Source organism: Pseudoalteromonas sp. FUC4 (genome assembly GCF_008370255.1).
In the GTDB taxonomy this organism is placed as follows: domain Bacteria; phylum Pseudomonadota; class Gammaproteobacteria; order Enterobacterales; family Alteromonadaceae; genus Pseudoalteromonas.
The window spans coordinates 464,848-476,395 of record NZ_SEUI01000003.1 but is presented as its reverse complement, the minus strand read 5'-3'; the positions used below and the strand labels follow the sequence as shown (position 1 = coordinate 476,395).

8 protein-coding genes and 1 tRNA gene are annotated in these 11,548 nt (G+C 39.4%); 2 read left to right on the top strand and 7 right to left on the bottom strand.

Features of this window, described 5'->3' with window-relative positions; translation table 11 throughout:
• Positions 1-95: 95 nt before the first annotated feature.
• From argS to EU510_RS11680, 3 genes are all read right to left on the bottom strand, one after another.
• Positions 96-1,838, bottom strand: coding sequence for an arginine--tRNA ligase (gene argS, locus EU510_RS11690; RefSeq protein ID WP_149593641.1), 1,743 nt, complete (start codon positions 1,836-1,838; stop codon positions 96-98).
• A 60-nt stretch (positions 1,839-1,898) separates the two neighbouring features.
• Positions 1,899-3,488, bottom strand: a complete 1,590-nt coding sequence (gene prfC, locus EU510_RS11685; RefSeq protein ID WP_149593640.1) for a peptide chain release factor 3 — start codon at positions 3,486-3,488, stop codon at positions 1,899-1,901.
• 290 nt (positions 3,489-3,778) lie between these two features.
• Positions 3,779-3,982 carry a multidrug transporter gene (locus EU510_RS11680; protein ID WP_262501222.1) on the bottom strand — a complete coding sequence of 68 codons (204 nt, stop codon included), beginning with the start codon at positions 3,980-3,982 and terminating at the stop codon, positions 3,779-3,781.
• A 244-nt stretch (positions 3,983-4,226) separates the two neighbouring features.
• Here EU510_RS11680 and EU510_RS11675 point away from each other — a divergent pair, with 244 nt between their 5' ends.
• Complete coding sequence (locus EU510_RS11675) at positions 4,227-6,893, top strand: ATP-binding protein (protein WP_149593638.1); 2,667 nt, start codon at positions 4,227-4,229, stop codon at positions 6,891-6,893.
• Between the two features lie 72 nt (positions 6,894-6,965).
• Here the strand turns inward: EU510_RS11675 and rimI are convergent, their stop codons facing one another.
• From rimI to EU510_RS11660, 3 genes are all read right to left on the bottom strand, one after another.
• Positions 6,966-7,433, bottom strand: a complete 468-nt coding sequence (gene rimI / locus EU510_RS11670; protein ID WP_149593730.1) for a ribosomal protein S18-alanine N-acetyltransferase — start codon at positions 7,431-7,433, stop codon at positions 6,966-6,968.
• Positions 7,420-7,719 (bottom strand): hypothetical protein, encoded by a 300-nt coding sequence (locus EU510_RS11665; RefSeq protein ID WP_149593637.1) that lies wholly within the window; start codon positions 7,717-7,719, stop codon positions 7,420-7,422. Before EU510_RS11665 ends, rimI begins: the two co-directional genes overlap by 14 nt.
• Positions 7,720-7,783: 64 nt before the next feature.
• Positions 7,784-7,860, bottom strand: a tRNA-Trp gene (locus EU510_RS11660).
• A gap of 425 nt (positions 7,861-8,285) precedes the next feature.
• Between EU510_RS11660 and EU510_RS11655 the strand changes: the two genes are divergently transcribed.
• A complete protein-coding gene (locus tag EU510_RS11655; protein WP_149593636.1) occupies positions 8,286-9,875 on the top strand; it encodes a BCCT family transporter in 1,590 nt (529 codons plus the stop codon).
• Between the two features lie 87 nt (positions 9,876-9,962).
• Here the strand turns inward: EU510_RS11655 and guaA are convergent, their stop codons facing one another.
• Positions 9,963-11,540: a glutamine-hydrolyzing GMP synthase gene (gene guaA, locus EU510_RS11650; protein WP_149593635.1), complete on the bottom strand. Its 1,578-nt coding sequence runs from the start codon at positions 11,538-11,540 to the stop codon at positions 9,963-9,965.
• Positions 11,541-11,548: the final 8 nt, after the last annotated feature.

Genomic DNA, 11,548 nt, shown 5'->3' with positions numbered 1-11,548 from the left:
GCTTTTTTATGCCAAGGAGCATACATTTAGTATGTGACTTAGGCTAAAAAAGCACGACAACGCAGTCAAAGCGAACTACACGCAGCAGAAGGTGATTACATTTGCTCCATGACTTCGATGCCTAGCAAATCTAATCCCGTTTCTAAAGTTCTTGAAACCAAATTACACAGCACTAAACGGCTATCGCGCACGCTTGGCTCTACGCCCTCTTTAAGTACTGGACAGGCTTCGTAAAATGTCATGTATAAGCTCGCAAGCTCATATAAGTAACCACATAGTACGTGCGGTGTTGCTTCGCTGATCATTAAATCAAGTACTTCTTCAAGCTGTAGTAGCTTAAGTGCAAGTACTTTTTCTTGAGGCTCAACAATTGCAACGTCTGAATTTAATAAAGCAGCATCAACGCCTGATTTGCGGAAAATACTGCGTACACGTGTATAAGCATATTGTAAGTAAGGAGCGGTTGCGCCTTCAAAACTTAGCATGCTGTCCCAGTTGAATATGTAATCGCTGGTACGGTGCTTAGAAAGGTCAGCGTATTTAACTGCGCCAATACCTACTTTACGTGCAATTTCGCTGCGATCGCTATCACTTAAATCAGACTCACGTTCAGCTAATTTTGCTGCTGCGCGGTTAATTGACTCTTCTAATAAATCAGCAAGTTTTACTGTGCCGCCAGTACGTGTTTTAAATGGTTTATTATCGGCGCCCATCATGGTGCCAAACGGGCAAAACTCGTAGCTTGTTTCGTCTCTTAATAAACCCGCTTTACGCGCTGTTAGCTCTACTTGGTTAAAGTGTAGATTTTGACGTGCATCTACAAAAATTAAGATGCGATCAGCACCTAATTTGTTTGAGCGATAGTCACATGCAGCTAAATCTGTTGTTGCATATAAAAAACCACCGCCAGATTTTTGTACGATAAACGCTGATGGCTCGCCATCTTTATTAGCTAGCTCATCTAAAAAAACCACTTGTGCGCCTTGCGACTCTACCGCAATATTTTTATCTTTTAGTAGGCTAATAATGTCGTTAAGTTCTGCGTTGTATGCGCTTTCAGCCATAATATCGGCTTGCGTAAGCGTTACATTTAAACGCTTGTATACTTCTTCAGAGTGCTTAACTGAGGTGGCTATAAATAGTTTCCAAAGTTTTTCACAGTGCGCATCGCCGCCTTGTAATTTAACAACGTAGTCACGTGCTTTATCTGCAAAACCTTCTTCGTCGTCAAAGCGTTTTTTAGCATCGCGGTAAAAGGTTTCTAAATCAGCAAGCGCAACAGTATCTAAATCTACACCTTGGCTAATTTGATCTTCTAAATGCGCGATTAACATACCAAATTGCGTACCCCAATCACCCATGTGATTTTGACGCACAACCGTATCACCTCTAAATTCAAGCGCACGTACAATTGAGTCACCAATTATAGTTGAACGTAAATGGCCTACGTGCATTTCTTTAGCAAGGTTTGGTGATGAATAATCAACTACCACTTTTTGTGGGTTTGCGTGCTCGTTTACAGCAAGCTTTGCATCACTGTTAGCGGCTTGTACGCTTTGCGCTAAAAACTCAGGCTTCAAATGGATATTAATAAAACCAGGACCCGCAATTTCAGTCTTTTGTGCAATATCGCTTACATCAAGGTTATCAATAATTTTTTGTGCAAGCTCACGCGGGTTGCTTTTCATTTTTTTAGCTGCGCCCATGGCTGCATTAATTTGGTAATCACCAAATTGTGGACGCGTGCTTTGCGTTACTGCCGGGTTTGTGTCTTCAGGTAAGCCTGCACCGACCATAGCTGCAATGGCTTTTTCAATTAAAATAGTACGAATATTCATATTTTTTTACCTTTATAAACCCGCCAAAGCAGGTTTTCTTTTAATTCTTGTAAATGAGCTCTAGTTTTCGCGTGTATGGCTAAACGTTACTTCTGGGTAACGCTCTACCGATAAGTTAAGGTTTACACGGCTCGGCGCAATGTAAGTTAAGTTATCACCGCCATCGAGTGCTAAATTGCTTTCGCACTTACGCTTAAAGTCTTCAAACTTTTTAACGTCATCACTGCTTACCCAACGCGCTGTATTTACGTTTACACCTTCATAAATAGCATCAACGTTATATTCTGCTTTTAAACGTGCTACAACTACATCAAACTGAAGTACACCTACCGCACCCACAATTAAATCGTTGTTTATAAGCGGTCTAAATACTTGCACAGCACCTTCTTCAGAAAGCTGTACTAAGCCTTTTAATAATTGCTTTTGCTTAAGCGGATCGCGAAGACGAATACGGCGGAATAATTCAGGCGCGAAGTTAGGAATACCACTAAATTTAAGTTTCTCGCCTTGCGTGAACGTATCACCAATTTGAATTGTACCGTGGTTATGCAAGCCAATAATATCACCAGCGAAAGCATCTGCGGCACGTTCACGATCGCCCGCCATAAAGGTTACCGCATCAGAAATGCTCACTTGCTTACCAATACGCACATGGTTCATTTTCATGCCTTGGCTGTACTTACCCGATACAATACGCATAAATGCAATACGGTCACGGTGTTTAGGGTCCATATTGGCCTGAATTTTAAATACAAACCCGGTAAAGTTTTCTTCAGTTGCAACAATTAGTCTGTCTTCGGTTTCACGTGGTAATGGCGTTGGCGCCCACTTAGTTAAACCATCTAACACGTGATCAACACCAAAGTTACCAAGTGCGGTACCGTAATAAACTGGCGAAAGTTCACCGGCTAAAAACAGATCTAAATCAAATTCGTTTGACGCACCAATAACAAGCTCAAGCTCATCACGTAACTGCGCAGCTAAGTCTTCGCCAATCGCAATATCTAGCTCTGGGTTATCAAGCCCTTTAATAGTGCGAACTTCTTGAATTTTATGACCTTGACCTGTTTTATATAAAATAGCTTCGCCATTATGAATGTGATAAACACCTTTAAACTCTTTACCACAGCCAATTGGCCAAGTAATAGGCGCACAGGCAATATTTAGCTCTGTTTCAACTTCGTCCAGCACTTCCATTGGGTCGCGAATATCGCGGTCACATTTGTTCATAAACGTAACAATAGGCGTTGTACGCAGGCGTGTAACTTCCATAAGCTTACGGGTACGATCCTCTACACCTTTTGCCGCATCAATAACCATTAAACATGAATCTACTGCCGTCAATGTACGGTAAGTATCTTCCGAAAAGTCTTCATGTCCTGGCGTATCGAGTAAATTAACAAGTGCGTCGTTATATGGAAATTGCATTACAGAGGTAGTAACCGATATACCACGCTCTTTCTCCATTTCCATCCAGTCAGATTTAGCATGCTGATTAGAGCCGCGACCTTTTACAGTACCAGCTCTTTGAATAGCTTGTCCGAACAACAATACTTTTTCGGTAATCGTTGTTTTACCAGCATCCGGGTGAGAGATGATAGCAAAGGTCCTTCGCTTGCTGATTTCATTGATAATAGTTTGGTCTGCCATTAATAAATTCTTTTAGTTTGATGCGGGGTTGAATGCATTTAAATAAGCGCTTGCGAGTAAACCCGTAATGTTGATCGTAATTAGCTGCTATTTACGCTGATTTTAACGTTATAAACAGCTGATAATAAAACGCCAATAGCTAATTTTTTAATAATGGCAATTGTAACAGGAGTCGGTATAAAAGTGTGCTATCTACTTAAAAATATCTTAGCTTTAAATGAATGTGTACAGCGAGCGATATTTAAACGACCTACAATTTAGTCGTAGATCGTTTAAATAAAAATTAGTAGTTACTTAATAACATCAATAGTAGGTACAACCGACATTCCAACACGTAGTTGACTAAGTAGAGGCTGCTTAGCATCTAAACTAATCTTTACCGGTAGGCGCTGCGCTATTTTAGTAAAGTTGCCTGTTGCATTATGCGCACCAATAGTGGAGTAGCTTACACCACTTGCTGGACTTAGACTGTCAACGTGCCCTCTTAATGTCACGCCTGGCAGTGCATCAACTTTAATTAGTGACTTAAAAAGATGTAAAACTATGTAAATCTTTTGAACACTGAATTAATATTATTCAGTGTAACTTGTTAAATTTAAATAACTTTAACATAAATAAAAGAGCTAAAGATCATGCAACTAATGATTGTAATTTAGACACCAAGACCGCTACAAGCTTGTGTAATCAGGCCGTAACGCATATTATTGATAGATTGCATGGAGGATAAGTAGTTTGGTCATGAAAACCAGTAAGTTAAGTATTAGATTATTATGGTATATAACACCTCTTGTTATTCTACCGTTGCTATTTTTAGGTGGCTTTACGCTCACCAATGTAACTAATTCAACTCAAAAACAAGCTGATTTAATAATGAGCCGTTTTGTTGAGCAGCAACAACAAAAAATATTTAACTACATCGACTCTTTTCACTCTACTGCAAAACTGCTTTCAACTTCGCCTGTACTTAGCGACTTTTTAACAAACGATATTCGCACTAATGGTAATTACACCCGAAAACTTGGCGCGCTTATGGATGTATTTGCTAGTTACAGTGAGGCTTATCCCGATATAATTAGTATTAATTTAGTCTCTGCCAGCGGTAAAAGTGATGCCTACTACTCTAACAATTTAACTACAGCACCTAAAGGCTACCCATTTTTTAATCAAATATTGCAAAGTAATTTAAGTAAACAGCAGTTTATGATTCAAAAAGATGATGGCACTACGAGTTTATATTTTATTCAACGAATTTATAGCGTTGATTACTACTTAAAGCGCCCACAACAGCTTGGGTTTATTGTAATGCATGTAGAGCCTTCAATACTTAACTCCAGTATTTTAGAAGCGCCATATAACAACACACTTAATTTAATGCTGACCAAAGACGGTAAGATTTTATTTAGCTCTGACTACAATATGCGCGGCCAATATATAAGCGAATACGAACTCAACCAAATCCACGACTTAGCTGATATTGGCATGCTTTCGACCATTGAGCTCTCAAGCATAGATAAAATTGAGAGAATGATTTTTGCAGTACAAATGCCTGGAGGGTATTATTACGTATCGACCATTCCAAAAGGGGTACTTTATCAATCAGGTAAAGCCATAAGTTTAATAACAGGCTTAATTGTTATCATTTCGGTGATCACTTTGCCTATATTAATTTTTGTAGTGGTGCGTAATTTATTACTTAATCCAATTGAGTTACTAGGTGCAGCGAGTCACCGTGTGGGTGATGGTGATTTGTCGGTGCTCTTACCTGCCCACACTAATGATGAAGTGGGTGTTTTATTTAACGACTTTAACCACATGGTTAATCAGATAAGACACTACCAGCAGCAGCTTGAAGAATATAAGCACCATCTTGAAGATAAAGTAGAAAGCCGTACCCAAGCTCTCGAAGCTATGAACAGCCAACTTGAGTTAGCTATTGGCCAAGCTGAGCAAGCCAATCAACTTAAGAGCCGCTTTTTAGCTAATATGAGCCACGAAATACGCACGCCACTTACGGCTATTATGGGATTTACAGAGCAGTTATTACATAACGATAAAGTAGCAAACGATAAGCAACACCTAAGTACTATTTTACGTAATTCAAAACACTTACTAGAGCTAATAAATAACATACTCGATTTATCTAAAATTGAAGCCGAAAAGCTAGCTGTCGATTTATCTGCGTTAAACGTAGTGCAGATTGTGCATGATATTGAATCAATTATTCAACCACTGGCACAAGAAAAACAATTAACCCTTAATATTGATTACCAACTGCCGCTACCTCGCACCATTTATAGTGATGTGACCCGCTTAAAACAAATACTTATAAATATTGCAAACAACGCTGTTAAATTTACCGAAAATGGCAGTGTTTCTATTTGCGTACATTATTTACAAGCAAGTCAAAAGCTAGAATTTGTAATTAAAGATACCGGCATTGGTATGTCTGAGCATCAAATAGAACGTGTATTTAAACCGTTTGAACAAGCAGATGCTACAACCACACGTCGTTTTGGTGGTACAGGCCTTGGGCTGTGTATTTCTAAAAATTTAGCTCTGTTACTTGGTGGCGATGTAACGCTTGAAAGTGAAGTTGGCGTTGGTAGCCGCTTTACAATTAGGGTGTCGTGTCAGTTATCCGATGATCAACCAATGCTTGAGTTTTTAACGCAAGAAAGCCAGTTGATACCAGAGAAAGACCCTCTCTTATCGTTTGCGACCAATAATTTTGAGGCCAATATTTTAGTCGCTGAGGATAACCCTGATAACCAACTATTAATTAAATTACTACTGCAAACCTGGGGCCTTGAGCCCGATATTGCTAACAATGGCGCGCAAGCCGTAGAAATGGCTCTCGTAAATGACTACCAGCTTATTATTATGGATATGCAAATGCCTGTAATGGGCGGGTTAGAAGCGACTAAAATGCTACGCCACGCAGCATATGATGGCCCTATTATTGCCCTTACTGCCAATGTAATGAACCATGACATTGGCACCTACTTAGAAGCGGGTTGTGATAAAGCTCTTGCTAAACCAATAGACAAAGATGCTCTGGAAAACGTACTCGTAAGCTATCTGCATCTTGAAAAAGACAATCAAAATAAATGGGATAGTTTATTAAAGAGTGAAAAATTTCAGCAAATAGCTGATAACTATTTAGCGAACTTACCTACATATTTAGAAGAAGTTAAGGCTCTACAACACTCTGATGACTGGGAAGCATTAAGAAGTATAACGCACAGTATTAAAGGAAGTTCTGGATGCTTTAACTTTGATGAAATTTACCATAGCGCAGCAGCACTTGAAGAAAATTTAAAAAGTAACAATAAAGTGCCAAGAGATGAGTTAGTAACTGATTTGATAGTAGCCATTGAGCAAGCAATTAGTGGCAAAGTAACCTAAAAGAAAACTTACAAAATAGTACAAGTTCGGTGCGTTAGTGCTTTATGCTAAAACGCTAATCACCGACTTTAATTATGAAAAGTTTAAACCTAATGCCATGCCCATTAAAATAGCGTCTTCAAAGCCATTTTTGGCCGGATTATCACTTGGGTAGTAGTTTTTACGCACTGACATCTCTGTAAAGCCAGCGTTCTCGTATAGCGCAATAGCCCGTGTATTAGATTCACGTACTTCTAAAAAGAGGTTTTCAGCATTTTGTTGTTCACCATATTCAATAAACTGGGCTAACAACTGCCTTGCAATACCCTTACCCTGGTGGCTTGGTGTTACACAAATATCCATAAGCGTAAAGTCAGGCCCTGCTTTTTCACCAATATAAAAACCCACTAATGTGTTTTTATCAAACGCCGCCAAGTTAAAGTAGCGCCCCCCCATACATGAACTCATTGTTTTAAGCGTCCAAGGGTGGCTATGGCAAGCAGTTTCAATTGCCATTAATTGTTCAATAGCGCTTTCATCTACGGCGTTAAAGTTTATCAAGGTGTTCACTCATTAAAGCCCATAAAGCGCGTTTATCATTAGCACTGAGCTGTTGGGTTGGCAATATAAGCTTATCATCGGTTAACTGCATTTCACTGCCTTTAAGCACACTATTAATAACCATAGGTTGAGCACTTAGCTTTATATCAGTAAATAACTGCTTATTAAGCGTTAAAGGCTCAGTACTTTGTATAAGCCCTGAAGCGGAATTAGTATTGTTTGGACAATAATGTTGATTTAGTTCGAGGTTTTCTATACCCAAAATAGCTGCGTAACGTTGATGCATAACAACTCAGTAAATTAAACACTTGAACAATATATGAAGTAATAAAAACGATGTAAAGAAGAAATGGCAGGGGCGGAGAGATTCGAACTCCCAACCGTCGGTTTTGGAGACCGCTGTTCTACCAATTGGAACTACGCCCCTGCAATGTCGACGAATTATAGAGACCTTTGAGAAAAGGTAAAGCAATAAATCACTTTTTTAGTTTAACTGCTTTTAAAATAGGCAAAACGATGAATTAGCACACAAATACAGTGTATTTAACTTTGTTTCATAAATTAAATTCTTTAAAGCACAGCTGATTTTAGTTGAAGTATATGGACAATTTTTTAAATATGCATAACTAATAGTCGCCATAGCTCAAAAATAATTTGTAAATTTATTAAACCAAAGAGCATAAACAATTCAATAACATTATTAGCATTTGTGGTACGATTTTAATCCTAGGGGATCCGCGCCTTATCACCTAATTACATATTTCATCATGTATCTTACTTTCGCGGATCATTTACACTGCAAATATGGAGGAGCTTTACTATTAGCTTAGCTAATAGTTCACGCCACGTTATATGAAGTTTAAATCAAAAAAATACAGTATCGACTCAACCGATTATCAAGTAGGTCAAGATAATGTTAGTAAATGGGGCATGGATATTCATAGTAATGTATTTTCCGTTTCTATTGGATTATCTCTACTATTTATTATTACTCTACTTGCCCTCTCACCTAGCGAAGCTAAAGACGCTATTAACACAATAAAAAATGCAGCTCTAACAAACTTTGACTACGTATTTATGTGGGGCGCAAACATACTCCTACTATTTGCAATAGGTATAGCAGCTTCACCGCTTGGTAAAATTAGATTAGGAGGCGATAAAGCAAAGACGGAATATTCTACCCTTTCTTGGATCTCTATGCTGTTTGCAGCAGGTATGGGTATTGGTCTTATTTTTTGGGGTGTGGCTGAGCCTACCGCGTTTTACACTAACTGGTTTGGTACACCGCTAAATGCTGAGCCCTTTACTGAACAAGGCCGAGAGATGGCCTTAGGGGCAACGGTATTTCACTGGGGGCTTCATGCATGGGCTATTTATGGCATGACCGCACTGTGCTTAGCGTACTTTGTTTATAACAAAGGTTTACCGCTTTCTATGCGCTCAGTGTTTTACCCGCTTTTTGGCGATAGAGTATGGGGTAAACTCGGTGATGTTATAGATGTTATGGCTGTGTTGGTTACTCTTTTTGGCCTTGCTACATCGCTAGGCCTAGGAGGATCGCAAGCGGCTAGTGGCATAAGCCATGTTTTAGGGTTCGAAAATTCATTATTATTACAACAAGGTATTATTTTACTAATAATGGGCTTAGCTATTTTATCTATTGTGCGTGGTATGGATGGCGGCGTTAAATTGCTCAGTAATATAAATATGGGCATTGCTATTGTGTTTTTAGCACTTGTTTTTGTTTTAAACTTTACTACTGTACTTGATTCAGCCTACACAGCAGTAATAGGCTACGTAAAAAATATTATTCCGCTGAGTTCTAGCACCGGTCGAGAAGATACGCAGTGGCTTCACGGTTGGACTGTGTTCTATTGGGCTTGGTGGGTGGCTTATGCACCATGTTTTGGTATGTTTGTAGCGCGCATTTCTAAAGGGCGTACCATACGCGAATTTTTAGTCTATGTACTTCTTATCCCCACTTTAGTTACCACTGCGTGGATGTCGGTGTTTGGCGGTGTGGCTATTGATCAAGTTATAAATGAAATTGGCGTACTCGGCGCCGATAAAGGGATTACCGATGTGTCACTTAGCTTATTTTATATGCTTGATGCGTACTCTTTTGGTACCGCGCTTTCACTTTTAGCTGTAGCATTAATAATTATATTCTTTGTAACCACACTTGATTCTGGCTCTATAGTAATTGACAGCCTTACATCAGGCGGGAAGCTTGAAGTACCAATAAAGCAAAAGCTAGTATGGGCTAACATTGCCGGTATTATTGCAATGCTAATGCTTTGGATTGGCGGTACTGAGTCTATTCAGGCACTTCAGTATATAACCATTATTGCTGCGCTGCCTTTTACGTTTATTTTACTACTTGGCAGCGTAAGTCTCGTAAAAGGCCTACTAACTGAGTTAGAGCCAAAAGCTAAAAGTTAAAAATTAGCGCGTAAAAAAGCCCGTTTAATAAACGGGCTTTTTAATGTGCAATAATAAGCTCAGCAAAGTAGGCTTACTTATTTAGTATTATTCCCACTCAATAGTTGCAGGTGGCTTACCTGAAATATCGTAAACAACACGAGAAATACCATCAATTTCGTTAATGATACGGTTAGAAACCACACCTAAAAACTCATAAGGTAAATGTGACCAACGCGCCGTCATAAAATCAATAGTCTCAACACAACGAAGTGACACAACCCAATCGTATTTACGTGCATCACCCATAACCCCTACCGATTTAACAGGTAAGAACACAGTAAACGCTTGACTTACTTTGTGGTAAAGATCAGCTTTGTGTAGCTCTTCAATGAAAATAGCATCAGCACGGCGAAGTAAATCACAGTACTCTTTTTTAATTTCACCAAGTACACGTACACCTAAACCAGGACCAGGGAATGGGTGGCGGTAAAGCATGTCGTACGGTAAACCTAACTCTAAACCAATTTTACGTACTTCATCTTTAAATAACTCACGAAGTGGCTCAACTAGACCCATTTTCATGTCATCTGGTAATCCGCCCACATTGTGATGAGATTTAATAACGTGCGCTTTACCTGTAGCAGATGCTGCAGACTCGATTACGTCTGGGTAAATAGTACCTTGGCCTAACCATTTAGCATTTTTAAGCTTTTTAGATTGCTCATCAAATACATTAATAAACGTGTGGCCGATAGCTTTACGTTTATCTTCTGGGTCTGATTTTCCCGCTAAGTCAGCTAAAAATTGATCTTCAGCGTCAACTTTTACAATGTTTAGCCCGAATTTATTACCAAACATGTCCATAACTTGCTGACCTTCGTTTAAACGAAGTAAGCCATTATCAACAAATACACATGTTAATCTATCGCCAATTGCGCGGTGAATAAGCATCGCCACAACCGATGAATCAACACCACCTGATAAGCCTAAAATAACTTCATCATCGCCAACAGTGTCTTTGATACGCTCAATGGCATCATCAATAATTTTTGCAGGCGTCCATAGCTTTTCACAACCACAGATATCAATAGCAAAACGTTCAAGTAAGCGTTGCCCTTGGTGAGTGTGAGTTACTTCTGGGTGAAACTGTACGCCGTAAAAACGCTTTTCTTCGTTAGACATAGCAGCATGCGGACACGTTGGTGTTTTAGCTGTTGTGCTAAAGCTTGCTGGTACTTCCATAACTTTATCGCCGTGGCTCATCCATACGTCTAAAACGCCGTTGCCACCATCGGTAATATGATCTTCAATTGCATCAAACAATGCACAATTGCCTACCTTTTCAACTTGCGCGTAACCAAACTCTTTTTTATCAGAGCTGTGAACGCTACCGCCAAGTTGAGCGGCCATTGTTTGCATGCCGTAACAAATGCCTAATACAGGAACGCCTGCATTAAACACATACTCAGGAGCGCGCGGGCTGTTTTCAAGTGTTGTTGATTCTGGGCCACCAGAAAGAATGATACCTTGTGGGTTAAACTCGCGAATTTGCTCTTCAGTCACATCCCATGCCCACAGCTCACAATAAACACCAATTTCGCGTATACGACGCGCAATTAGCTGAGTGTATTGTGAACCAAAGTCTAAAATGAGAATTCGTGAATCGTGAATATCTTTGCTCATGGAGTATC

Coding starts and splice junctions, on each gene's coding strand:
- argS (WP_149593641.1), bottom strand. CDS start 1,838: ATGAATATTCGTACTATTTTAATTGAAAAAGCCATTGCAGCTATGGTC.
- prfC (WP_149593640.1), bottom strand. CDS start 3,488: ATGGCAGACCAAACTATTATCAATGAAATCAGCAAGCGAAGGACCTTT.
- EU510_RS11675 (WP_149593638.1), top strand. CDS start 4,227: ATGAAAACCAGTAAGTTAAGTATTAGATTATTATGGTATATAACACCT.
- EU510_RS11665 (WP_149593637.1), bottom strand. CDS start 7,719: ATGCATCAACGTTACGCAGCTATTTTGGGTATAGAAAACCTCGAACTA.
- EU510_RS11655 (WP_149593636.1), top strand. CDS start 8,286: ATGAAGTTTAAATCAAAAAAATACAGTATCGACTCAACCGATTATCAA.
- guaA (WP_149593635.1), bottom strand. CDS start 11,540: ATGAGCAAAGATATTCACGATTCACGAATTCTCATTTTAGACTTTGGT.